Below are 23,351 nucleotides of genomic sequence, written 5' to 3'. Positions count from 1 at the left end.
CGCCTCCAGGGTCGCTGCAGCGCTCTGCCGGCGCTCACGCCGCGTCGCGCGGCAGCAGCAGGCCCAGCGGCAGGCACACCCGCGCTTCCAGACCGCCGCCGGAGCGGTTGCGCAGCTCGACGCTGCCGCCGTGCAGGGCGGCGATGCGCTTGACGATGGCCAGGCCGAGCCCGGCGCCCTGCCCACCGCGGGCACGGTCGCCGCGAATGAAGGGATTGAAGATGCTGCTCAGTTCCGCCGGATCGATGCCCGTGCCACGGTCGAGCACGCTCAGCACCACGTAGGGCGCGTTGTGCGTGCCGGACAGCGAGGCGGCCACCTCCACCGCATCGCCGCCGTAGCGCAGGGCGTTTTCGATCAGGTTGACCAGCAGGCGCTTGATCGACACCCGGCGCACGGGAATCACCGGCAGCGGCTCCAGGCACAGGCGCACCAGCTCCCGCTGCTGGTTGTAGGGTGCGACCACCTCGCGGATCAGCTCGCGCAGGTCGATCTCTTCCAGGGGCTCGTCGCGCCCGTCGCGGATAAAGGCGAGGAACTGGTCGAGAATCGCATCCATGTCCTCGATGTCGCGGACCATGTCGTCGGTCAGCTCCGAGTCGCTGTTGAGGAACTCCATGGACAGGCGCAGGCGGGTCAGCGGCGTGCGCAGGTCGTGGGACACCCCGGCGAGCATCAGCTCACGCTCGCGCGCCGCCTGTTCGACATCCTCGGCCATCTGGTTGAAGGCGCGGTAGACCTCGGTCATCTCGCTCGGCGTGTCGCTCACCGGCAGGCGCACGCTGCGCCCCTGGCCGATCTGCCGGGCGGCGAACACCAGGCGCTTGAGCGGCGCGCTCAGCTGGCGCACGAAGATCCAGGCCGCGGCGGTGGACAGCAGGCCGATGCCGAGGAACCAACCGAGCACGCTCCAGATCCGCTGGCCGCGCAGCGGGTGCGGATACAGCGGTACCCGCAGCCAGTCCTCGCCCAGCGCCGGCGCCCGCACCCAGAGCGCCGGCGGGCTCTTGGCACGCACCCGCACCTCGGTATCCGGGCCCAGTTCGGCCTGCATCTGGCGCTGGAAGATCTCGCTGTAGGGCCAGTGCTGCTCGCTGGCCGGCACCCGATGCTCGGCCACCCGTTTGAGGCCGGCGGCGCGGGCGATGGTCTGGCGATCCTCCGGGTCGGCCGCCCAGTAGGCGCGCAGGGTCAGGGCCGCGCCGTGGCTGTACTGGCGGTCGACCAGCACGTCCTCGTTCATCATCAGATAGACCAGGGTCAGTGCCTTGGAAAACAGCACCACCACCAGCACCAGCCAGAGGGTGCGGGCGAAGAAGCTTTGCGGGAACCACAGCGGGGTCTTCATGGCTGTTCGACGACCGCCTGACGGCGGCCCGCAACGCAAAAGAAGGGAGCGCCCGGCACTACTTGTTACCGTCCGGGACGAAGACATAGCCCACGCCCCAGACCGTCTGGATATAGCGCGGCTTGGACGGGTCCGGTTCGATCAGCCGGCGCAGGCGTGAGATCTGCACGTCGATGGAGCGCTCCAGGGCGTCCCACTCGCGGCCGCGGGCCAGGTTCATCAGCTTGTCGCGGGTCAGCGGCTCGCGGGCATGCTGCACCAGGGCCTTGAGCACGGCGAACTCGCCGGTGGTGAGCATGTGCACTTCCTCGCCCTTCTTCAGCTCGCGGGTGGCCAGCGACAGCTGGTAGTCGCCGAAGCTCACCGTCTCGTCCTCGCTGCCCGGCGCGCCCGGCACCACCGGCGCCTGGCGGCGCAGCACGGCCTTGATCCGCGCCAGCAGCTCGCGCGGGTTGAACGGCTTGGCCAGGTAGTCGTCGGCGCCCAGTTCCAGGCCCTGGATGCGGCTGGCCTCGTCGCCCTTGGCGGTGAGCATGATGATCGGCACCTGGTTGTTGCTCTCGCGCAGGCGGCGGCAGGCGGACAGGCCGTCCTCGCCGGGCAGCATCAGGTCGAGCACCACCAGGTTGAACAGCTCGCGCGACAGCAGGCGGTCCATCTGCTCGACGTTCTCCACCGTGCGCACCCGGTAGCCCTGCTCGTCGAAGAAGCGCTCGAGCAGGCGACGCAGGCGGGCGTCGTCGTCGACGACGAGGATTTTCTCGCCTTCAAGGGAGGGGGCGGTGCTACTCATAGAGGCTCCTTGACCGGGGATCTGTCTGGCCCGAGGGAGGCGCAGACAGCTTGCATGCTCGGCATTATGGCTCAGCCACCGGGCGCGGCGGGCCGGCCATTGTTAGCAGATTTTTCCCCGAACGGTTCCCAGCAGCCTGGCGGGCGGTGTTTATAATGCGCCGCTTCTTGTCTGGCCCGTGGTCTGCGTGGCCGGTTTTTCGTTTCAGTGTGGGTAGCTCTATATGGACAGCATCAACAACCGCATCGCCGAAGAACTGGGCGTGCGCCCGCAACAGGTCGCCGCCGCCGTGGCGCTGCTCGACGAAGGCTCGACCGTGCCCTTCATCGCCCGCTACCGCAAGGAAGTCACCGGCAGCCTGGACGACACCCAGCTGCGCCATCTGGAAGAGCGCCTGCGCTACCTGCGCGAGCTGGACGATCGCCGCGCCAGCATCCTCGCCAGCATCGAGGAGCAGGGCAAGCTGACCCCGGAACTGGCCCGCGAGATCAACCTGGCCGACACCAAGACGCGCCTCGAAGACCTCTACCTGCCCTACAAGCAGAAGCGCCGCACCAAGGGCCAGATCGCCCTGGAAGCCGGTCTCGGCGAACTGGCCGATGCGCTGTTCAACGACCCGAGCCTGACCCCGGACCAGGAAGCCGCACGCTTTGTCGACGCGGAAAAGGGCTTCGCCGACGTCAAGGCGGTGCTGGAAGGCGCCAAGTACATCCTCATGGAGCGCTTCGCCGAGGACGCCACTCTGCTCAGCAGCCTGCGCAGCTTCCTCAAGGACCACGCCACCCTCAGCGCCCGGGTGGTGGCCGGCAAGGAAGAGGAAGGCGCCAAGTTCCGCGACTACTTCGAACACGACGAGCCGCTCAAGAGCGCGCCGTCGCACCGCGCCCTGGCGATCTTCCGCGGGCGCAACGAGGGCATCCTCAGCGCCAGCCTGAAGGTCGGCGAGGAACTGCCCGGCACCCTGCATCCGTGCGAGGTGATGATCGCCGAACGCTTCGGCCTCGAGCAGCGCGGCCGCGCCGCCGACAAGTGGCTGGGCGAGGTGGTGCGCTGGACCTGGAAGGTCAAGCTCTATACCCACCTGGAAACCGACCTGCTCGGCGAGCTGCGCGAAGCGGCTGAAGACGAAGCCATCAATGTCTTTGCGCGCAACCTGCACGACCTGCTGCTGGCCGCCCCGGCCGGCCCGCGCGCCACCCTGGCGCTGGACCCGGGTCTGCGCACCGGCTGCAAGGTGGCGGTCGTGGATGCCACCGGCAAGGTACTGGAAACCGCCACCGTGTATCCGCATGCGCCGCGCAATGACTGGGACGGCACCCTGGCGGTCCTCGCCAAGCTGTGCGCCAAGCACGCCGTCGACCTGATCTCGATCGGCAACGGTACTGCGAGCCGCGAGACCGACAAGCTGGCCGCCGAGCTGATCAAAAAACTGCCGGGCCTCAAGCTGACCAAAGTGATGGTCAGTGAAGCCGGCGCCTCGGTGTACTCCGCCTCGGAGCTGGCCGCCAGAGAATTTCCGGACATGGATGTCTCGCTGCGCGGCGCGGTGTCCATTGCCCGCCGCCTGCAGGACCCGCTGGCCGAGTTGGTGAAGATCGACCCGAAATCCATCGGCGTCGGCCAGTACCAGCACGACGTCTCCCAGCTCAAGCTGGCGCGCAGCCTCGATGCCGTGGTGGAGGACTGCGTGAACGCCGTCGGCGTCGACGTCAACACCGCTTCCGCCGCCCTGCTGGCGCGCATCTCCGGGCTCAACGCGACCCTGGCGCAGAACATCGTCGCGCACCGCGACGCCAACGGCGCGTTCAAGACCCGCGACGAACTGAAGAAGGTCTCGCGCCTGGGCGAGAAGACCTTCGAACAGGCCGCCGGCTTCCTCCGCGTGATGAACGGCGACAACCCGCTGGACGCCTCGGCGGTGCACCCGGAAACCTATCCGCTGGTGCAGCGCATCGCCGCCGACACCGGCCGCGACATCCGCTCGCTGATCGGCGATGCGGCCTTCCTCAAGCGCCTCGACCCCAAGCAGTTCACCGACGAGCGCTTCGGCCTGGTGACCATCGGCGACATCCTCGCCGAGCTGGAGAAGCCCGGCCGTGACCCGCGCCCGGAGTTCAAGACCGCCGCGTTCCAGGAAGGCGTCGAGACCCTCAAGGACCTGCAGCTGGGAATGATCCTCGAGGGCGTGGTGACCAACGTCACCAACTTCGGCGCCTTCGTCGACATCGGCGTGCACCAGGACGGTCTGGTGCACATCTCGGCGCTGTCGGAGAAGTTCATCAAGGACCCGCACGAGGCGGTCAAGGCCGGCGACGTGGTCAAGGTCAAGGTGATGGAGGTGGACATCCCGCGCAACCGCATCGCCCTGTCCATGCGCATGGGCGACACCCCCGGCGAGAAGGTCGACGGGACGCGTGGCGGGCAATCCCGCGGTGGCGGCAAGCGTGGCAACACGCCGCGCAGCGAGCGCCATTCCAGCCAGGACAAGCCGGCCGAGGGCAACAATGCCATGGCCGCGCTGTTCGCCAACGCCAAGCAATTGAGGAAGTAAGCCATGAGCACCACCTCCCCGGTCGGCCAGGACAGCGCGTTCAGCAAGCTGCTCGGCATGACCATCGACAAGGCCGAGAACGGTGAATCCCAGGTGCGCATGAGCATGCAGGATCACCTGCTCAACCTGCACGGGCGCATGCACGGCGGCGCGCTGTTCTCGCTGATCGACACCGCGCTCGGCCAGGCCAGCCACAGCCTGTTCGGTGGCCAGGCCGGCAGCATGACCCTGGAGTGCAAGGTCAACTACATCCGCGCGGTCGAAGAAGGCGAGATCGCCTGCAACGCCCGCGTGCTCAATGCCGGGCGCAAGGTGCATGTGCTGGAGGCGCGGGTGCAGCAGGGCGACAAACTGGTCGCCACGGCCCAGGCCACCTTCATCTGCAAATGAGCCGCACCTGGGGCCGGGATGGATCGGGGCGAGAAGCGGGTCGCTGAGGCGCAAGCGACCTTCGCCTGGGTATAACTGCATCCGTCCCGGCTGGTCTAGGGTAGGCAGACGGCAGTCCGCTCCGGCGGGCCACGGCGCAAATCGCCGTTACCGATTCCCCCTTGTAGAGCAAGCGTTCCACCCCCATATTGGGCCGATCGACGCGTGAAGGAATGCAATCTTGAGCGACCTGTTCTCCCGCCGCCTGGCCCTGCTCGGCGAGCGCGCCAACCTCTCCCTGCTTTCCCAGTGCTTGCACGGCATCGAGCGCGAATGCCTGCGCGTCGACAGTGACGGCCAGCTGGCGTTGACCCCGCACCCGCAGAAACTGGGCTCGGCACTGACCCACCCGCAGATCACCACCGACTACTCCGAGGCACTGCTGGAGTTCATTACCCCGGCCGAGCCCGACCCGGCCACCACCCTGGCCGACCTCGAGCAGATTCACCGCTACGCCTACAGCAAGCTCGACGGCGAATACCTGTGGAGCCCGTCGATGCCCTGCGCCCTGCCGGACGAGGAGACGATCCCGATCGCCCGCTACGGCGACTCGAATATCGGTCGGCTCAAGTACGTGTACCGCAAGGGCCTGGCGCTGCGTTACGGCAAGACCATGCAGTGCATCGCCGGCATCCACTACAACTTCTCCCTGCCAGACCGGCTGTGGGCCGTGCTGCAGCAGGCCGAAGGCGACCCGCGCAGCCCGCGCGACTACCAGTCGGCGCGCTACATCGGCCTGATCCGCAATTTCCGCCGCTACAGCTGGCTGCTGATGTACCTGTTCGGCGCCTCACCGGCGCTGGACGCCGGCTTCATGCGCGGCCGCCCCCATGGCCTGCAGCAGCTCGACGCCGACACCCTGTACCTGCCCTACGCCACCAGCCTGCGCATGAGCGACCTGGGCTACCAGAGCAACGCCCAGGCCGGCCTGACGCCCTGCTACAACGACCTCGGCAGCTATATCGACAGCCTGCGCCAGGCCGTCGCCACGCCCTACCCCGCCTACGTCGAAGCCGGCACCCACAAGGATGGCGAGTGGCAGCAGCTCAACACCAACATCCTGCAGATCGAGAACGAGTACTACTCGAATATCCGCCCCAAGCGCGTCACCGCCAGCGGCGAACGGCCGATCCAGGCGCTGATGGCTCGCGGCGTGCAGTACGTCGAGGTGCGCTGCCTGGATATCAACCCCTTCCTGCCCCTGGGCATCGACCTGAACGAAGCGCGCTTCCTCGACGCCTTCCTGCTGTTCTGCGCCCTGCAGGACAGCCCGCTGCTGGAGAGTGACGAGTGCCACGCCTGCACCGACAACTTCCTTTCGGTGGTCAAGGAGGGTCGTCGTCCCGGCCTGCAGCTGCAGCGCCAGGGCCAACCGGTGGCGCTGCAGCAGTGGGCCGAGGAACTGCTCGCGCAGATCCAGCCACTGGCCGAACTGCTCGACCACAACCTGGGCGGCGACGCCCACGAACAGGCCCTGCAGGCGCAGCGCGCCAAGGTCGCCGACACCAGCCTGACGCCCTCGGCCCAGGTGCTGGCCCAGCTGCAGCAGGGCGAAAGCTTCACCCAGTTCGCCCTGCGCCAGAGCAAGCAGCACGCCGAGTACTTCCGTAGCCAGCCGCTGAGCGCCGAGCAACAGGCCGCACTGGAGGCGGCAACCGCCCGATCGCTGCGCGACCAGGCGGAGCTGGAGGCCCAGGAAGAAGGCGACTTCGACAGCTTCGCCGCGGCCTACCAGGCCAGCATCCTGGCCCTGGCGGTTTAGTCGATCCGGTCACAAAAAACGCCAGCGGCGTCAAAACCGGGACCGGCGGCCCGGTAATCACCGGCCGGCGCGGCTAGCATGGGCACAGTGAACGTAACGCGAGCTGTGCCCATGGCGTCCGACGCCCAACCCGACGATGACCGCCAGTGGAGCCTGGAGAGCCTGAACAAGGCTTACCAGCAGGGCTACATGGCCGGCCTGACCGGCCAACCCACCAGCAACCTGCCCTATACCGCGGAAGTTCCCAGCGCTGCCTGGGAGGCCGGCTGGGATGACGGCCACGGCCAACTGCTGCGCCAGCAGAAGAGCGCCTGAACCAACGCCGCTCGCCCTGGCCCATCAAGCTGCAGACCTACAGCCCCCCGCGCTGTCGCCGAGTGCGCAATTTATTGCGCACCCCACCTCACACAAGACTGTGGATAAGCCCGCCGAGCGCCTGCCCTGGCTGCCCCTTAGCGGTACTGCGCAAGCTCCTGCGCAGGCCTGCGCCAGACTCTGCGCAATATTTCGTGACGCCCTTCGCAACAGCCTGGCAAGGCAATCGAACAGATATCGCAAGTAATTGTTTTTAAATGATTTTTAATTGATGGCACGGTACTCGCTATAGACCCGGCTCCCGGATCAACTGGATCCATGAACCAGGCAAGGAGAGCACTCATGCCAACACCCGCGTATCTGTCCCTCGAAGGCACCAAACAAGGTCTGATCACCGCTGGCACCTTCACCGAGGACTCGGTCGGCAACATTTTCCAGGAAGGTCACGAAGATCAGATTCTGGTTCAAGCCTTCAACCACCAGGTGATCATCCCGCGTGACCCGCAGTCCGGCCAGCCGACCGGCCAGCGCGTGCACAAGCCGCTGATGATCACCAAGGTGTTCGACAAGTCCTCGCCGCTGATCTTCAACTCCCTGACCTCCGGTGAGCGTCTGAGCAAGTGCCGCCTGGAGTGGTACCGCACCTCCTCCACCGGTACCCAGGAGCACTACTTCACCATCGAACTGGAAGACGCGGTGATCGTCGACGTGCAGTCGCGCATGCCGAACTGCCAGGACCCGAACATGTCCCACTTCACCCACCTGGAAGACGTCTACTTCACCTACCGCAAGATCGTCTGGACCCACGAAGTCTCCGGCACCTCCGGCTCCGACGACTGGCGTACCCCGATCTCCGCCTAAGGTGATCGAGCGGTAATGCTGACCTCGGCCAGGCATCGTCCTGGCCGAGGTGTTTCAGCAGCAAGGAAATCCGCGAAAAAGTCGAGTCCGCACGTTCACCTGGCTGCGCCTGGGTTATAACGGCGGCGCTGCGCGCACTGACGCGGCTCATGGAACGATGGAAGAGGAACAACGGATGTTCGCCCAGGCCAACCAGACCCATTTCAGCCTGGAGATCGCGGGCGTGGCCCACGATTTCCAGGTCCTCGCGTTCAGCGGCCGCGAGGCGCTCAACCAGCCCTTCGAGTTCGAGGTGGAACTGGTCAGCGAACGCCCCGACCTCGACCTGGAAGCCCTGCTGCATGGCCCGGCCTTCCTCGCCCTGTCGCCAGCCGGTAACGGCATCCACGGGCAGATCTACCGTATCGCCCAGGGCGAGTCCGGCAAGCGCCTGACCCGCTACCACCTCAGCCTGCGCCCGCAACTGGCCTACCTGGCCCATCGCATCAACCAGCGCATCTTCCAGCACCTTTCCGTTGTGAAGATCATCGGCCAGGTGCTCGAGGAACACGGCATCCAGGCCAATGCCTACCACTTCCAACTCGGCTCGGTGTACCCCGAGCGCGAGTACTGCGTGCAGTACGACGAGTCCGACCTGCACTTCGTCCAGCGCCTGTGCGAGGAAGAAGGTATCCACTACCACTTCCAGCACAGCACAGACGGGCATGTACTGGTCTTCGGCGACGACCAGACGCCCTTCCCCAAACTGGCCCCCACCGCCTACCAGCAGGACAGCGGCCTGGTGGCCGACGAACCGGTGATCAAGCGTTTCGGCGTGCGCGTGGAAACCCGCACGAATCGAGTGACGCGCCGCGACTACGACTTCGAGAAGCCCAAGCTGCTGCTCGAGGCCGGCGCCAAGAGTGCGTTCGTACCCGACCTCGAGGACTACGACTACCCCGGCCGCTTCGTCGAACGTGAGCGCGGCAAGCACCTCAGCCAGCGCGCCCTGGAACGCCACCGCCACGACTTCGAACTGGCTGAGGGCGAGAGCGATCAGAGCCTGCTGGTCAGCGGCCACTTCCTGGCCTTCACCGACCACCCACGGCCCAGCTGGAACGACCTCTGGCTACTCACCGAAGTGCACCACGAGGGCAAGCAGCCGCAGGTGCTGGAAGAGGCCGTGACCAGCCACACCGATAAGGCCGACGGTTTCCAGCGGGGCTGCCTTCAGCAGGGCTACCGCAACCGCTTCAGCGCCACGCCCTGGACCGTGCCCTACCGCCCGCGCGTGCGCCACCCCAAGCCGCGCATCCTCGGCAGCCAGAGCGCCGTGGTCACCGGCCCGGCGGGCGAAGAGATCCACTGCGACGAATACGGCCGGGTCAAGGTGCAATTCTTCTGGGACCGCCACGGCCAAGCGGACGACAAGACCAGCTGCTGGCTGCGCGTGTCCAGCAACTGGGCCGGCGACCGCTACGGCGGCATCGCCATCCCGCGCATCGGCATGGAGGTGCTGATCACCTTCCTCGAAGGCGACCCCGACCAGCCGCTGGTGACCGGCTGCCTGTACCACAAGGAACACGTGGTGCCCTACGACCTGCCGGCGAACAAGACCCGCACTGTATTCAAGACCCTGAGCAGTCCCGGCGGAGGCGGCTACAACGAACTGCGCATCGAGGACCGCAAGGGCCAGGAACAGATCTATATCCATGCCCAGCGCGACTGGGACGAGAACATCGAGCACGACCAGAAGATCCGCATCGGCTCTGAGCGCCACGACACGGTCGAGGCCAACAGCTACAGCGAGTTCAAGGCCGAAGAGCACCGCACCACCCACGCCGACCGCAAGAGCGAGATCAAGGCCAACGACCACCTCAGCGTCGGCAACAACCAGCACATCAAGATCGGCACCGGCCAATTTATCAACGCCGGTAGCGAGATTCATTTATCCAGCGGGCAGAAAGTGGTGCTCGAAGCCGGCAGCGACCTGACCCTCAAGGCCGCCGGCAGCTTTATCAAGCTGGATGCCGGCGGCCTCACCCTGGTCGGCCCGGTGATCAAGATCAACTCCGGCGGCGGGCCGGGCAGTGGCTCGGGGGCAGCGCCGATATTACCGATCACTCCCAAGCCCGCCGATACCGCACCGACCGGGGAAAAGACCGGCAAGGCCAACGTCAATCCGCTGTTGCCGCTGGCGAACCTGGGCGAGCAAGGGGCACAACAACTGATTGTCGATGTCTGGGGCGACCCCGGCATGGGTGGCCAAGTACAACTGCTCGACCCGGAAGGTGATGCATGAGCGAGCTAAAAGATCAGCCCATCAAGCAGGGCACGCGAAAACGTGCGGAGTACGAAAATACGCGCCGTGCTCGATTAGCTCTGAATATCGAGCGCAGCGATGGCGGCACGCTGAAGATCCCCGTTGAATCAGATATGCGCAGTCACGAAGAAGAGCCGGAGGTTCAGCAGAACACCTTTCTCGCCGTTGTGCCCATGGCGCGGCTGCCGGGTTATGAGAAATACGATGAGGCCCCAAAAGGCGGACTGCTGCGCCCAGGTCGCCTATATATCTTCCGGCAGGGCAAGCTATGGCGCGAGTTGGAAAGTGATGGTCAGGGCCAGCTGTTTGAGGTTGATGTTGCGCACTGGCGCAAAACGGCACAGAGCGGCGGCAAGGCGGATGAGCGTAAGCCTGTTGGGGCTAAGCAGCATCTGATTCTTGTGCCCATGTTGTTACAAGGGCGTTTTGTTGGTGACCAGCTTGCCATGGCCTACAGCGAGTTGCCCTGGACTTGGGAGTACATCGAGTGGCTAGAAGCCAGCTCCGGACGGATCAAGCAACGTTGCCAGAACATCGCACCTGCTTGGGCTGCTGCTGTTGTAGGTCCTGAGCAATGGAAAGCCACTCAAGCGATGCCAATTATTCAGATCACACGTATTAGCAAAGGTATGTGTGCCCGTGAGTTGCATCTTGAAACCCTGCTTGAAGACCCTCTGCTATTCAATGCAGGTCTCACTGAGCTGCCAGCTACCTCGTTGGTTAAACAACTTGAACAGCGACAGAAAGAACTGGCAGGTTTTATTCGGACCACGCCACCCGACCCATTGCCCGTACTGCCGCCCAGCAAAGACTTGCTGGCGGAGTACCAGTTGCGCGGTCATCCGCAACTGGTTGGCGTGATGCTCGATGACCCCATTTTCGCCCTGCGCCATGCTGTCGCTCAGTCGCGGTTATGTGCTGAGCTGTTGCAGACCCTCAACGCCTTGGTTCCGCATCAGCCCTTCGGCCGTTATGCCGAGGTGCTTTACAGCGAGGCCATGCCTGTAAACGGTCCGCTGCAAGAGTTCAAAGAGCACATCGATATTGCCGCGCTTAAAAAAGCCACCTTGCATGCTGAGCGCGAGCAAGCCCGTGGGCAGCTCTATCGTCAGCAGGAGCGTGTGCTCAAGGTGGTCGAACGACTGCCTGCAGTGTGGAACGACTTTCTCCACAGCCACGATGAACGTCTGCTGGAACCCTATGCCCAGCTGAGCGAGTTGCTGGAGGTGCTCAACCGCTCGCCCAAGGGCTGCGACCCGCGCTGCATTGAAGCCCAGGATATGAAGGTCAGTGCTAACGTGGAGAAACTCAGCCGTCAGCTGATCAAAGCTACCCATGCGCTAACCAAAGGTTTATTGGCCAATACCCAGGGTGAGCTGCCAGAAACTGCCAAACGCCTACAGGCCCTTGCGGCCAGCGGTATGGCCGTCAACCCTGAGCGTTTAGGCCTGAGTGCCCTGAGCTTTCTCAACAACGCCTATATCGGCCAGAACTTGGCAGCAGCCCTCGACGAGTTGCTCAACCATGTCGCCACGGCCAGTGCGCTGGCGGTCAAGCGCATCAGTGCGAGCAGCAGCGTTACTCAGGTACAACTGCACCGCAGCTTCGCCCCGACCTTCGATGTGCTGAGCCACCTGCACAGCCGGGCCAAGAGGCTGAAACTGATGCCTCAAGGCGAGGCCCTGGCCAAGAATATGGTGGTACTGGGCGTGCACGGCGACGGCTTCAGTTTCGGCATCACCGCGGCCGAACGCGCCACGTTGACACGCGACAATTACCTCTACGCCAACCTAGAAGCGAAAAATGGCAAGGTGCAGACGACCAGCAGCGACAAGCTAGCGGAGCGTTTGGGCTTTGCCCGGAAAGACCTGGGGCAGGTCATGGTGGTGGCTGCGGAGGCTAACGATCCGCTGGTCGCCGACTACAAACAATGGCGTGCCATGGCTGGTCACCTGGATACGGCCAAGGCCCTCGCCAACAGCAAGTCGATACCCGTACTGGCAACCGTGTGTGCGGGGTTTAGTTTGTATGCCAATACTGTTGAAGCGAGGACACTACTGAAAAACAAGGAAGATTACCGCTATTTGGGAGGCTTCTTGAGCGGCTTAGCTGATCTTGGCCTGGCTGCCAATAACGTTGCACTTAAATTGCTAACCGATGCAAAAAGGACCGGAAACCCCTGGCATGTGTTCTGGGAACGGGGGCGTTTCCAGACATCCGGCTTCTGGGCAGACAACCTGCTAAAGCGCACCGGTAGCACATGGCTCAATGTGTCGAGTGTCGGCTCATTTATCGCGATGGGCGTTTTTACCGCTGGTTTGTTTGTCTGGGACGCCGGGCGCGCTCTATGTGACGGCGACGACGATGTCGCCATGGCCAATATGATCGCTGCCAGCGGCTCGGGTATCTGGGCACTCTATACCATTGGCCTGCTGGCCAGCCCCTGGTTGCTCGGGCTGGGGGTCGGCTTGCTGGTGGCCGGGGTTATTGGCAGCGTGTTACTGGCCGATAGCGCGGTAGAACAGGCCATCAAGCACGGCCCCTTCGGCACCAAGCAGCGCCTGCCACAGATGACCGATCCGCTGCTGGCCTACCAACAGCTGCTCGGCGCACTGGGTGAGCCCCGCGTGCATATCGAGCGCTTGCAGCATTGGCAGGAAAAAGCCAGCGCGGCAGACAATGCCCGCTTGCAAGATGCACAGAACGAAGCACGCATATACCTGAGGCCGAAAGACTGGGTGGTGGAACTGCGCACCCCGTTGCTCGGTCAGTTCCGCAATGGCGTCGACTTCAACCTGTTCGCGAGGGAAGTACTGCGTACCCGCAGCCATGCCTCTGGCTGGTCCTATCGTTATCAGCCCATTTCCAAGCAAAAACTCGGGGCGGTTGTGCTGGACGGCAACCGCTTGCTCTTTGTATTGCCCGCGCATTACGCCGTGCCCACGGAAAGCGATCCGTTGCGCTACCGGCAGGCGATTGAATTCAGCCTCAAGGTCTACGGCCAGTTCCAGTTGGGCGAAGCAATGTGCCGTGCGGACGACCCCTTTCCCGGTTATAACCGCATCACCTTGCCCCAACCAAAACCGCGCAACTGGCAACCGCTTGCTGCGAGTACACCCAGAGACCGCGACGACGCCGATGACGTAGCCTATTGGCTGATCACCCAAAGGGACTTTGCCAAAGTATGAATGCCCCCATAACTCCAGAAGCGGCCTATGCCGCTTCGGCTTATCGCAGCAATGCCATCCCCGCCCAGCCGCCGCATAAATGGTCGCAGGATGCCAATCGTACTGGCCCAACCCGCACCCAGTTGCTCTGGGGGCATTACGCCAATCTGGAGCCGTGGCAGAATGTAGATGCCCAGTTGCAGTCCGGCATGCGTGACTATCTAGACGAAAAAAAGGAAGACGATCTTTATATCAATCAAAAGCGCTGGAACTTTGATAGCGCCAGCAAATGGATGATTTTATTTCCGTACCTAAAATGGACATCAATTTTATATGCCCCGTGGGCCATATGGGGGGGGCCATGACTGGTGCATTCTCACCGCAACTTCAGAATATGACAGCGCAGAGCGGCACTACAACTCCAGCAGTTTTACTCAGTTCGCTCGGCTTGTTTGCATTCATAATGATTGGATTAAGTCATTGGTATATTTGGGGGCGGGACAAGCCGCGCTATAAAAACTACTTGGCGCAGACCTGTGCAGGGTTTGTCGTGGCTCTATTAGCATCGCTGCTTAATTTCCCACAATTAGAAGATGCAACTAGTCTCTGGTTATGTTTCTTCATGGCCTTTAGCGTCTTTATGGGCCTGATCGGCTGGGACTACTTACAAGACCTCTACCTGCGTGTATTTGCCCATGACGGCAGCGGCTTTAATCGCCAGACCGGTATGCTCACTATTGGCCGGCGCTTTCAGAAGCCTTTCAGCGCGCCGTTCTATGAGTTCGACGCCACCCTGGAGTTTCGCCCCGGCCCCCACGGCAACAGCGGTTTCGCCATCTGGCTGCACCACCGCTATACCTCGGTCGAGGTGTTTCTCGGCGCCAAAATTCAATCCCTGGGCATGAGTCTGGAAGAGGCCCTGGCGTTCTGGGATACCCTGCAACGCTATATGGACGTAACTCAACCCTTACCGGAACTGCCCATACTCGAACAGTTCCGCCACCTCGACCCCACCACCGCGGAACACGACCGCCAGAGCAAACGCGACCCGCGCTGCTGGCGCGATATGCCTTATCGGGCCTGGGAGCGCCGTGGCCGTGCAGAGATGATAAAGCGTAACCGCGATTACAACTGGCAAGAGCAGCCCTGCATCCTTCAGTCCAAGATCGACCATAACCTAAGCATCGAAACCTATTACCGCCAGCAGGAAGCCAAAGGCATCCACGCCACACCCAAGGGCGATGACTACGACAATATCCACCGGGGCTGAACATGAAAGTCAATCGTGTCCCGGCAAGCTGCACAAGGACCTGTTCCCCGTTTATTTCGACGCCTACCGGCTGAATGAGCTGAACCCCTACCGTGGCATACAGGAAATCACCTACCTGATCCTGCGCCTGCCCGGCCAAGCCGCCCTGACCGACGATATGCTCCACTTCAAGGGCGAAGAAATTTGGGGCGGTCTGTTCGGTTTCGGCAGCCTGCGCAAGCCGGTGGAATGGACCGGCAAGGACTTCGACCGCCATGCGGGCACCCGGGTCAGCACCGAACCCGGCGTCGCCACCTACAGGCGCGTCTACCATCAGGACCGCGACGGACGCGATCTCAATAAAATCAGCGGCAAACTAAGTTACTCACCCCTGGAAGGCCTTACCCTGCCCCCAGTCGACATCGAGGACATCGCATGGCTCTAAGAGACCTTATCCAGCAGGCGCGGGAAAGATACGGCCAAGTACCTAGCGTAGTGTTGACGGCCAGCCAGGCCACGGGCGAACAGCCCCTGGAGCTGTTTATCACCGATGAACACACCGAGCATTACCTGACATTACAGGCAGGCGGCGATAGTGATAGAGGCATGGCAACAGGCTTACTTGGCGGAATTGGAGGGGCCATGCTCTTTTTCTGCATACTAGTTTTAGCGTTGTTTTCCGGAAAATGGAGCCTTGTACCTTTCTCACTCTGGTTCTGCGTCCCTGCCTTTGTGATTCCCTTTGTTTGGGAAATCAGCCGCCCCCTCCCACTACCTATCCTCTTTAACCGCCGCACCCGCGAGGTCTATTTCGACCATAACGGCGAGCTCTACCACAGCCCCTGGGACGGCATCCAAGCCGTCGCCTGCGAGTTTCAGATCGTCGGCCCTTACACCGCCGGCATGAACAACGCGTCCCTGGAGCTACTCGTGCGCCGTCTCGGCGAGCCGGACAACGCTCTGATGGTCAGCCTCGGCGCGCCCATGGGCAAGTCGCTGGCCATGCAGAAAGGCTTCTGGGAATACATCCGCGCCTATATGAACAACGGCCCCTGGTTCGACAAGGACGGCAACCACAGTGAGTCGGATGCCTTTGTCAAAAGCCAGCTGGCGGCCCATACGAAACCCACGGGTTTCCTGGTGCACTCGCGCAAGACCATAGCGGAGAAGAAAGCGGCGGCAGGCAGCAAGAACTACCTCAGCGGGATCGATGTCGCCTTGTTCCTCGGAGACCTGCTCTTCTACCCGATGAACTGGATTCAGGAGTTCACCTACAACGTCGCCAAGCGCCGCTCGCGCAACCGCTGGCCGCAGATCGTCACCGAGCGCCTGCAACCCGACGGCCCCACCACCCGGCTGATCGATCTTGAACGCGAGCGCGGGCTGGACGTATAGAGGCCGGAGCTTTAGCGGCCCCGCCCGACTACAACGCCTTCTCGAACACCTGCGAGTTGCGCTGGAAGTTGTAGAGCGAGGCGCGCGCCGCCGGCAGGCGGTCGACGCTGCTGGGGACGAAGCCGCGTTCGCGGAACCAGTGGGCGGTGCGGGTGGTGAGGACGAACAGGGTCTTGATGCCCTGGCTGCGGGCGCGTTCCTCGATGCGCTCGAGCAGTTCGTCGCCGCGGCCGCCGTGGCGGTAGGACGGGTTGACCGCCAGGCAGGCCAGTTCGCCGAAATCCGAGTCGGCGATCTGGTACAGCGCCGCGCAGGCGATGATCATGCCGTCGCGCTCGACGATGCTGAACTGCTCGATCTCCCGCTCCAGCACCTCGCGCGAGCGGCGCACCAGGATGCCCTGCTCTTCCAGCGGGCTGATCAGCTCGATCAGCCCGCCGACGTCCTCGATGGTCGCCTCGCGCAGCGATTCGAACTGTTCCTGGTCGACCAGGGTGCCGCCGCCGTCGCGGGTGAAAAGCTCGGTGAGCAGCGAGCCGTCGTCGGCATAGCCGACGATGTGCGCGCGCTTGACCCCGCCGCGGCAGGCCTGGGCGGCGGCATCGAGCAGCTCGGCCTGGTAGCTGTTGCCCAGGCGCGCCAGGTAGGCCGGCACCTGCTGCGGGCGCAGTTCACGCACCAGCTTGCCCTGTTCGTCGAGAAGGCCGCGCTCGGGGCTGAACAGCAGCAGCTTGTCGGCGCCCAGGTCGATGGCGGCGCGGGTGGCGACATCCTCGCAGGCCACGTTGAAGATCTCCCCGGTCGGCGAATAGCCGAGCGAGGACAGCAGCACGATGCTGCGCTCGTCGAGCAGGCGGCCGATGCCCTTGCGGTCGATGCGGCGCACCTCGCCAGTGTGGTGGTAGTCGATGCCATCGACCACGCCGATGGGACGGGCGGTGACGAAATTGCCACTGGCCACCCGCAGCCTGGCGCCATGCATGGGCGAGGCGGCCATGTCCATCGACAGGCGCGCCTCGATGGCGATGCGCAGCTGGCCGACAGCGTCGATCACACACTCCAGGGTGGCCCCGTCGGTGACCCGTAGATCGCGGTGAAAGTGCGGGGTCAGGCCGCGCGCGGCCAGGCGCGCCTCGATCTGTGGTCGCGAGCCGTGCACCAGCACCAGGCGCACGCCGAGGCTGTGCAACAGCACCAGGTCGTGGACGATATTGCCGAAGTTCGGATGGGCAACGCCATCGCCCGGCAGCATCACCACGAAGGTGCAGTCGCGGTGGGCGTTGATATAGGGCGAGGCGTGGCGGAGCCAGTTGACGTAGTCGTGCATTGCTGAGGAAACCTGTAAGCCGTGAAAGGAACGCATGAACGGAGCGCGGCACGCGCCCGGTGAAGCAGCCGGCGGCACCCGCTTTATCGTCGCAGTTGGGGCAGCATCACGCGTTCTCTCCTTCCGCTGGCAAGGGTCGGGGCCGGGCTCAAGGGGCCGGGCTCAGGCAGTAGTGTTGGATCAGTTCACGCAGCAGACGCACGCTCGGCTCGATGCGTGACATCTCCAGGTATTCGTTGGGCTGGTGGGCGCAGTCGATGTCTCCCGGGCCGAGCACCAGGGTCTGGCAGCCGAGCTGTTGAAGATAAGGCGCTTCGGTGGCGAACGCCACCGCCGTCGCCGGATGGCCGGTCAACTGCTCGGCCAGGCGCACCAGTTCGGCATCGGCGGCCTGCTCGAAGGGTGGCACGCTGGGGAACAGCGGCGCGAAATCGATCTTCACCTGATGCTGCTCGGCCAGCGGCTGCAGCTTCTGCCGAATCGCCGCACGCAACGCCTCCGGCTGCATGCCCGGCAGCGGCCGCAGGTCGAACTCCAGGGAGCACTGGCCGCAGATGCGGTTGGGGTTGTCGCCGCCGTGGATGCAGCCAAGGTTGAGGGTCGGCTGCGGCACGCTGAACTGTGGGTTGCAGTACTGGCGCTGCCAGTCGCGGCGCAGCTGCATGAGTTCGCCCATCACCCCGTGCATCGCCTCCAGGGCGCTGTGGCCGAGGCTAGGGTCGGAGGAGTGGCCGCTTTGTCCGAGGATGTCGATGCGCTCCATCATGATGCCCTTGTGCAGGCGGATCGGCCGCAGGCCGGTCGGCTCGCCGATCACCGCGGCGCGGCCCAGCGGCCGGCCGGCCTCGGCCAGGGCGCGGGCGCCGGACATCGAGCTTTCCTCGTCGCAGGTGGCGAGAATCAGCAGCGGCTGCTGGAAGCGCTGGGTCAGCAGGGGCTGCACGGCCTCGATGATCAGGGCGAAGAAACCCTTCATGTCGCAGCTGCCGAGGCCGAACCAGCGGCCATCGGCTTCCGTCAGTTTGAGCGGGTCGGTCTGCCACAGCTCGGCGTCGAAGGGCACGGTGTCGCTGTGCCCGGCCAGCACCAGGCCACCCGCGCCGCTGCCGTAGCTGGCCAGCAGGTTGAACTTGCCGGGCTCGACCTCCTGCACTTCGCAGGCGAAGCCGAGATCGGTGAGCCAGCTGGACAGCAACTCGATCACCGGGCGATTGGACTGGTCCCACTGCGCCTGGGTGCAGCTCACCGAGGGCGCGGCGATCAGCGCGGCGAATTGCTCTTTGAAGGAAGGCAGGGTCATCGACGGTCTCCGCTGGCGATGCTCCCATCATAGGACCATCGCCAGCACAGATGAAACCGCCGAGTCGGATCAGACGCCGCCGAAGATGGCGCGCAGGGTCAGGAAGAACAGGATCGACAAGGCCGCGCCGACCGGCAGGGTGATGATCCAGGACATGAAGATCTTGCCGATCACGCCCAGGTTCAACGCGCCGATGCCGCGGGCGATACCGACGCCCAGCACCGCACCGACCAGGGTGTGGGTGGTGGACACCGGCAGGCCGATGGCCGAGGCGCCAACCACGGTGGTGGCGGTGGCCAGCTCGGCGGCGAAGCCGCGGCTCGGGGTCAGCTCGGTGATTTCCTTGCCGATGGTGGCGATCACCTTGTAGCCGTAGGTGGCCAGGCCGATGACGATACCGATGGCGCCGAGCAGCAGCACCCAGCTCGGCAGGGCTGCCTTGGCACCGACCGCTTCGCCGCCGGACTGGATCACCCCGACGATGGCCGCCAGCGGGCCGACCGCGTTGGCCACGTCGTTGGAGCCGTGGGCGAAGGCCATGGAGCAGGCGGTGAAGATCATCAGCACGGCGAAGACCTTCTCCACGCTGGCGTAATGGAAGCCCTTGTCGGCCTCGATGTCGATCTTGATCCGGCTGAGCAGGGCGATGCCGAGCAGCATCACCGCGGCGCCGACGGCCAGCGACAGGAAGAAGCCCTCGCTGGCGGACAGGTTCAGGCCGATGTGCTTGAGGCCCTTGGTCACGGTCATGATCGACACCATGAAACCGGTGAGGAACATGTACACCGGCACATAGCGCTTGGCGTTGAGGAAGGGCTTGTCGGTGTCGATGATCAGCTTCTGCACGCTGACGAACACGCCGAAGGCCACCACGCCGGACAGTACCGGGGAGACCACCCAACTGGCGACGATCGGCCCGACCTTGCTCCAGTGCACCGCATCCATGGACACGCCGAAGGCGGCGAAGCCGATCACCGCGCCGACGATGGAGTGGGTGGTCGAGACCGGCCAGCCGCGGGTCGAGGCCACCAGCAGCCAGGTACCGGCCGCCAGCAGCGCCGACATCATGCCCAGCACCATCAGCTCGGGGCTGATTATCGATGCGTCGACGATGCCGCTCTTGATGGTTTCGGTGACCTGGCCACCGGCCAGGTAGGCGCCGCAGAACTCGAAGACCATGGCGATGAGAATCGCCTGCTTGATGGTCAGCGCCCGGGAGCCGACCGAAGTGCCCATGGCGTTGGCGACATCGTTGGCGCCCACGCCCCAGGCCATGAAGAAGCCGAACAGGCAGGCCAGCAACAGGAGTACGAGGCCGTAGTCCGCAATCAGAGACATAATTTAGATTCCGTTGATCCCAGAAAGGACACTGGCGCTTAGCGCGCCAGCAGTTGTTCCAGTCGGTTGCCCACTCGTTGGGCACGGTCGGCTACATCGCCGATCCAGTCGATGATCTGATAGAGAAACATCACATCGACCGGCGGAAGCTCCTTCTCCAGCTTGAACAGTTGGCGGCGCACGTCGATCTGCAGGTTGTCGGTGTCCTGTTCGATGACACCCAGCTCCTCGATCAAGGTTTCCACCAACACCGCTTCACGACCGGCGAAGCCGGTTTCCAGCAGCTCGTCCAGCTCGTTCATGGCCTTCAGCGCCTGGGCGCTGGCGTCCACGGTGCGCTGCACGTAGCTGCGCATGATCGGCTGCAGAGCCTGAGGAATCATCATCTCGCGGCCCAGCACGAGCCCGGCGATGTCCTTGGCGCGGTTGGCGACTTTGTCCTGTACACTCAGCAGCTCGAGCAGATCCGAGCGCGGTACGGGCAGGAACAGGCTCTTGGGCAGGTGCAGGCGCACGCTTTTCTTGAGCTTGTCGGCTTCGTGCTCCAGGCGCGACATGTCCTGTTGCACTTGCTCTACCTTGGCCCAGTCTTCGGCCATCACGGCCTCGAAAAAGGGTACGAGATTCGCCGCACACTCGTGGGCCTTGGCAATGTGCTGCTGCATCGGTCCGATCGGCGAACGACCAAACAGGCTGACAAAGGGATTGACTGGCATAGGGTGAACCCTGGTTTTTCCAAAGGCGGCAAGTATACGGATCGTTCCCGGTGCCCGCCATCGCACGTCATCGCACCGTCACAATTTCATAGTAGGCGCTTAAGTTTCCCACCATGGTCAAAGAAACCGAAATCAAACTGCGGGTCAGCCGCGACACCCTGACCGCCCTGCGCGAGCACCCGTTGCTGAAGAAGCGTAACAAGAGCGGCTGGGAGCAGTGCGAGCTGTTCAACCAGTACTTCGACACCCCCGAGCGCGCGCTGGCCCAGGCCAAGGTCGCGCTGCGCCTGCGCCGCGATGGCGAGCAGTTCATCCAGACCCTGAAGACCCGTGGCCAGAGCGTCGCCGGGCTGTCCGAGCGCAACGAGTGGGACTGGTCCCTGGGCAAGGCCAAGCTGGACCTGAAGAAGCTCGACGACAGCTGCTGGCCGGCAAGCCTGGCCGAACTCGACAAGCAACAGCTCAAGCCGCTGTTCACCACCGACTTCGTCCGCCAGCGCGCCGAGATCGCCTGGGGCCGCGGCAAGGCCAAGGTGGTGATCGAGGCGGCGCTGGACCTCGGCCAGGTGGTCGCCGGCGACCAGCAGGAGGAAATCTGCGAACTGGAACTGGAGCTGCGCCAGGGCGAGCCCGGCGCGCTGCTGGAGCTGGCCGCCGAGCTGGCGGCCGACCTGCCCTTGATGCCGTGCGACATCAGCAAGGCCGAGCGCGGCTACCGGCTGTTCGATGCCGGCAGCTACGCCCTCAGCCTGCCGGCACCGCAACTGACGGCAGAAACCAGCCTGGACGATGGCTTCGCCGCCCTGGCCTGGCACCTGCTGGGCAGCAGCCAGCGCCTGGCCGAACAATACCGCTTCAACGGCCACTGGCGCCTGCTGGTGGACTGGCTGGAGCAGCTGGTCGACTTGCGCGCGCTGCTCGGCAGCCTTGGTCAGGCGGCGCCGCGAGCCAGCAGCAGCGAGCTGCGCCAGCGTCTCGACGCCCTGCTGAATGACTGGCGCCCGCGGCTGCTGGCCGGCCAGCACGACGAGACCGTGCGGCAGAACGCGCCGGGACAATTCGCCGCCGAGCTGGACGACACCCGCTGGGGCCAGTTTTCCCTGCACGCCTCGCGCTGGCTGCTGGCACGCAGCTGGACCGCCGAGCGCAACAACCGCGGCAACCGTCAGGGCGCCGCCCCGCTGGGCAACTGGCTGCCGACACTGGTCGCCGAGGAAGGCGCCGCGCTGCAGCTCAAGCGCTACCAGCAGCAGCCGGAAGACCTCGGCGAGCAGCTGCCGCGCATCGAGCGCCTGCTCGTCTGGCTGCGTCTGGCCAGGGACCTGCTGGAGGTGCCGGAGGTCGACCGCCTGTACGGCGAGTTGAACAAGTACCACCTGCTGGCCCTGCAGCCGCTGGACGAGGAGCAGCGCCAGCTGCGCGCCAGCCAGGCGCAGATCCTGCAAAGCCTGAAGGCCTGGAAAGCGCTGGTCAGGTAGCCCCGCACGCTGCGCCCAGGCGCACGCCGGCGCCCTCTCGCCAAGGGGGGGCGCCGCCCCCTCTGCTGCCCTAGCCCAGGGGCAGGCTGGTGGTGGACTTGATCTCCGACAGGGCGACGATGGAGTTGACCTCCTGGATCCCCGGCAACAGTGACAGCTTCTCGAAGAAGAAGCGCTCGTAGGCCTCGATGTCGCGGGTGACGATGCGCAGCATGAAGTCCATCGAGCCCATCAGCACGTGACACTCCAGCACCTCGGGAAACTCCTCCATGGCCGCGGCGAACTCGGTGAGGTTGGAGCGGCCGTGGGCGTTGAGCTTGATCTGGGCGAACACCTGGGCGTTGAGGCCGACCTTCTTGCGCTCGAGCAGGGTCACCTGGCGGCGGATCACCCCTTCCTCCTTGAGCCGTTGAATGCGCCGCCAGCAGGGCGATTGCGACAACCCGACGCGTTCGGCGATCTCCGCGGTGGAAAGCCCGGCATCTTCCTGCAGCAGGGCGAGAATGCGCCGATCGTAGGCATCCAGGACAACGGACATAAATTTTCCTCGAAATCGACAATATCCGGCAAGACTACCCACAAACCTGCCCGCATGACAGATAACCAGGCAGAACTTTCGCCCCTGAAAGGACGAAACTGGAAAAAAGTCACCCCGAGATACCGCCATGCCCGACACCACGCCCTTGCCCACCCCCTGCAATCGCCGCGATCCCTGGCAGGAGCGCCCCGAGCACAGCATCGAATACCGGCTGCGCACCGAGGCCGACGCCGACGTGCTGTGCCGCCTGCTCGGCCTGTTCGCCCAGTTGCAACTGCTGCCCCAGCACCTGCAGGCACACCAGCAGGACGGCGACCTGCATGTTCAGCTACGGCTGCCGGGCCTGTCGCTGCACCGCGCCGGGGTGCTGGCGAACAAGCTGCGCGGCCTGGTCTGCGTCTGGCAGGTCGACTGGCGACGCCTGGATCACAGCCTGGCGCCGGGGGCCGCTCGCACTGGGTAATGGGTCACGTCGCAGCACT

At 64.3% G+C, this 23,351-nt stretch carries 20 protein-coding genes; 13 read left to right on the top strand and 7 right to left on the bottom strand.

What is annotated here, in order from left to right; translation table 11 throughout:
* Window positions 1-34: 34 nt before the first annotated feature.
* Entirely contained in the window at window positions 35-1,348 is a 1,314-nt protein-coding gene (locus LPB260_RS06835) for an ATP-binding protein (RefSeq protein WP_208707943.1), read from the bottom strand.
* 58 nt (window positions 1,349-1,406) lie between these two features.
* Window positions 1,407-2,141, bottom strand: coding sequence for a two-component system response regulator OmpR (gene ompR, locus LPB260_RS06830; RefSeq protein ID WP_208707942.1), 735 nt, complete (start codon window positions 2,139-2,141; stop codon window positions 1,407-1,409).
* A 223-nt stretch (window positions 2,142-2,364) separates the two neighbouring features.
* Here ompR and LPB260_RS06825 point away from each other — a divergent pair, with 223 nt between their 5' ends.
* From LPB260_RS06825 to LPB260_RS06775, 11 genes are all read left to right on the top strand, one after another.
* The gene (locus LPB260_RS06825; protein ID WP_208707941.1) at window positions 2,365-4,692 is read left to right on the top strand and encodes a Tex family protein; all 2,328 of its coding nucleotides are present in this window, start codon (window positions 2,365-2,367) and stop codon (window positions 4,690-4,692) included.
* Between the two features lie 3 nt (window positions 4,693-4,695).
* Window positions 4,696-5,082, top strand: coding sequence for a PaaI family thioesterase (locus LPB260_RS06820; protein WP_208707940.1), 387 nt, complete (start codon window positions 4,696-4,698; stop codon window positions 5,080-5,082).
* 220 nt (window positions 5,083-5,302) lie between these two features.
* Window positions 5,303-6,883, top strand: a complete 1,581-nt coding sequence (gene gshA, locus LPB260_RS06815) for a glutamate--cysteine ligase (protein WP_208707939.1) — start codon at window positions 5,303-5,305, stop codon at window positions 6,881-6,883.
* A 111-nt stretch (window positions 6,884-6,994) separates the two neighbouring features.
* Window positions 6,995-7,198 (top strand): ribosome modulation factor, encoded by a 204-nt coding sequence (gene rmf, locus LPB260_RS06810; RefSeq protein WP_208707938.1) that lies wholly within the window; start codon window positions 6,995-6,997, stop codon window positions 7,196-7,198.
* A gap of 342 nt (window positions 7,199-7,540) precedes the next feature.
* Window positions 7,541-8,059: an Hcp family type VI secretion system effector gene (locus LPB260_RS06805; protein WP_108490538.1), complete on the top strand. Its 519-nt coding sequence runs from the start codon at window positions 7,541-7,543 to the stop codon at window positions 8,057-8,059.
* A gap of 175 nt (window positions 8,060-8,234) precedes the next feature.
* Window positions 8,235-10,340, top strand: a complete 2,106-nt coding sequence (gene tssI, locus LPB260_RS06800; RefSeq protein ID WP_208710108.1) for a type VI secretion system tip protein TssI/VgrG — start codon at window positions 8,235-8,237, stop codon at window positions 10,338-10,340.
* The gene (locus LPB260_RS06795; protein WP_208707937.1) at window positions 10,337-13,549 is read left to right on the top strand and encodes a hypothetical protein; all 3,213 of its coding nucleotides are present in this window, start codon (window positions 10,337-10,339) and stop codon (window positions 13,547-13,549) included. The genes tssI and LPB260_RS06795 overlap by 4 nt, the downstream gene beginning before the upstream one ends.
* Window positions 13,546-13,893, top strand: a complete 348-nt coding sequence (locus tag LPB260_RS06790) for a hypothetical protein (RefSeq protein WP_208707936.1) — start codon at window positions 13,546-13,548, stop codon at window positions 13,891-13,893. The genes LPB260_RS06795 and LPB260_RS06790 overlap by 4 nt, the downstream gene beginning before the upstream one ends.
* A complete protein-coding gene (locus LPB260_RS06785; protein WP_256625536.1) occupies window positions 13,890-14,798 on the top strand; it encodes a hypothetical protein in 909 nt (302 codons plus the stop codon). Before LPB260_RS06790 ends, LPB260_RS06785 begins: the two co-directional genes overlap by 4 nt.
* The gene (locus tag LPB260_RS06780; protein ID WP_208707935.1) at window positions 14,770-15,222 is read left to right on the top strand and encodes a hypothetical protein; all 453 of its coding nucleotides are present in this window, start codon (window positions 14,770-14,772) and stop codon (window positions 15,220-15,222) included. Before LPB260_RS06785 ends, LPB260_RS06780 begins: the two co-directional genes overlap by 29 nt.
* Complete coding sequence (locus LPB260_RS06775; RefSeq protein ID WP_208707934.1) at window positions 15,213-16,172, top strand: hypothetical protein; 960 nt, start codon at window positions 15,213-15,215, stop codon at window positions 16,170-16,172. Before LPB260_RS06780 ends, LPB260_RS06775 begins: the two co-directional genes overlap by 10 nt.
* A 28-nt stretch (window positions 16,173-16,200) precedes the next feature.
* Here LPB260_RS06775 and argA read toward each other — a convergent pair whose 3' ends face one another.
* The 4 genes from argA to LPB260_RS06755 all read right to left on the bottom strand — a co-directional run bounded on the left by argA (window position 16,201) and on the right by LPB260_RS06755 (window position 20,853).
* Complete coding sequence (argA, locus tag LPB260_RS06770; RefSeq protein ID WP_208707933.1) at window positions 16,201-17,499, bottom strand: amino-acid N-acetyltransferase; 1,299 nt, start codon at window positions 17,497-17,499, stop codon at window positions 16,201-16,203.
* Window positions 17,500-17,647: 148 nt separating this feature from the next.
* On the bottom strand, window positions 17,648-18,799 hold the full coding sequence (gene argE / locus LPB260_RS06765; protein WP_208707932.1) for an acetylornithine deacetylase: 1,152 nt from the start codon (window positions 18,797-18,799) through the stop codon (window positions 17,648-17,650).
* Window positions 18,800-18,868: 69 nt separating this feature from the next.
* On the bottom strand, window positions 18,869-20,137 hold the full coding sequence (locus tag LPB260_RS06760; RefSeq protein ID WP_208707931.1) for an inorganic phosphate transporter: 1,269 nt from the start codon (window positions 20,135-20,137) through the stop codon (window positions 18,869-18,871).
* A 38-nt stretch (window positions 20,138-20,175) separates the two neighbouring features.
* Window positions 20,176-20,853, bottom strand: coding sequence for a TIGR00153 family protein (locus LPB260_RS06755; protein WP_208707930.1), 678 nt, complete (start codon window positions 20,851-20,853; stop codon window positions 20,176-20,178).
* Between the two features lie 113 nt (window positions 20,854-20,966).
* On the opposite strand from LPB260_RS06755, the gene LPB260_RS06750 reads away from it, so the two are divergent.
* Window positions 20,967-22,331, top strand: a complete 1,365-nt coding sequence (locus LPB260_RS06750) for an inorganic triphosphatase (protein WP_208707929.1) — start codon at window positions 20,967-20,969, stop codon at window positions 22,329-22,331.
* Between the two features lie 70 nt (window positions 22,332-22,401).
* Here LPB260_RS06750 and LPB260_RS06745 read toward each other — a convergent pair whose 3' ends face one another.
* A complete protein-coding gene (locus LPB260_RS06745) occupies window positions 22,402-22,869 on the bottom strand; it encodes an Lrp/AsnC family transcriptional regulator (RefSeq protein WP_208707928.1) in 468 nt (155 codons plus the stop codon).
* A 127-nt stretch (window positions 22,870-22,996) separates the two neighbouring features.
* Here LPB260_RS06745 and LPB260_RS06740 point away from each other — a divergent pair, with 127 nt between their 5' ends.
* On the top strand, window positions 22,997-23,332 hold the full coding sequence (locus tag LPB260_RS06740) for a hypothetical protein (protein WP_256625535.1): 336 nt from the start codon (window positions 22,997-22,999) through the stop codon (window positions 23,330-23,332).
* The last annotated feature ends 19 nt before the right edge of the window (window positions 23,333-23,351 follow it).

This window comes from Pseudomonas sp. LPB0260 (assembly GCF_013388395.1).
Note: the sequence above shows the minus strand (reverse complement) of the source record. Positions and strands in the feature narration are given on the sequence as shown.

Bases quoted from the DNA above. Each gene is read 5' to 3' on its own strand.
- LPB260_RS06835 (WP_208707943.1), bottom strand. From the start codon at position 1,348: ATGAAGACCCCGCTGTGGTTCCCGCAAAGCTTCTTCGCCCGCACCCTC.
- ompR (WP_208707942.1), bottom strand. From the start codon at position 2,141: ATGAGTAGCACCGCCCCCTCCCTTGAAGGCGAGAAAATCCTCGTCGTC.
- LPB260_RS06825 (WP_208707941.1), top strand. From the start codon at position 2,365: ATGGACAGCATCAACAACCGCATCGCCGAAGAACTGGGCGTGCGCCCG.
- LPB260_RS06820 (WP_208707940.1), top strand. From the start codon at position 4,696: ATGAGCACCACCTCCCCGGTCGGCCAGGACAGCGCGTTCAGCAAGCTG.
- rmf (WP_208707938.1), top strand. From the start codon at position 6,995: ATGGCGTCCGACGCCCAACCCGACGATGACCGCCAGTGGAGCCTGGAG.
- LPB260_RS06805 (WP_108490538.1), top strand. From the start codon at position 7,541: ATGCCAACACCCGCGTATCTGTCCCTCGAAGGCACCAAACAAGGTCTG.
- tssI (WP_208710108.1), top strand. From the start codon at position 8,235: ATGTTCGCCCAGGCCAACCAGACCCATTTCAGCCTGGAGATCGCGGGC.
- LPB260_RS06795 (WP_208707937.1), top strand. From the start codon at position 10,337: ATGAGCGAGCTAAAAGATCAGCCCATCAAGCAGGGCACGCGAAAACGT.
- LPB260_RS06790 (WP_208707936.1), top strand. From the start codon at position 13,546: ATGAATGCCCCCATAACTCCAGAAGCGGCCTATGCCGCTTCGGCTTAT.
- LPB260_RS06785 (WP_256625536.1), top strand. From the start codon at position 13,890: ATGACTGGTGCATTCTCACCGCAACTTCAGAATATGACAGCGCAGAGC.
- LPB260_RS06780 (WP_208707935.1), top strand. From the start codon at position 14,770: ATGACTACGACAATATCCACCGGGGCTGAACATGAAAGTCAATCGTGT.
- LPB260_RS06775 (WP_208707934.1), top strand. From the start codon at position 15,213: ATGGCTCTAAGAGACCTTATCCAGCAGGCGCGGGAAAGATACGGCCAA.
- argA (WP_208707933.1), bottom strand. From the start codon at position 17,499: ATGCACGACTACGTCAACTGGCTCCGCCACGCCTCGCCCTATATCAAC.
- argE (WP_208707932.1), bottom strand. From the start codon at position 18,799: ATGACCCTGCCTTCCTTCAAAGAGCAATTCGCCGCGCTGATCGCCGCG.
- LPB260_RS06760 (WP_208707931.1), bottom strand. From the start codon at position 20,137: ATGTCTCTGATTGCGGACTACGGCCTCGTACTCCTGTTGCTGGCCTGC.
- LPB260_RS06755 (WP_208707930.1), bottom strand. From the start codon at position 20,853: ATGCCAGTCAATCCCTTTGTCAGCCTGTTTGGTCGTTCGCCGATCGGA.
- LPB260_RS06750 (WP_208707929.1), top strand. From the start codon at position 20,967: ATGGTCAAAGAAACCGAAATCAAACTGCGGGTCAGCCGCGACACCCTG.
- LPB260_RS06745 (WP_208707928.1), bottom strand. From the start codon at position 22,869: ATGTCCGTTGTCCTGGATGCCTACGATCGGCGCATTCTCGCCCTGCTG.
- LPB260_RS06740 (WP_256625535.1), top strand. From the start codon at position 22,997: ATGCCCGACACCACGCCCTTGCCCACCCCCTGCAATCGCCGCGATCCC.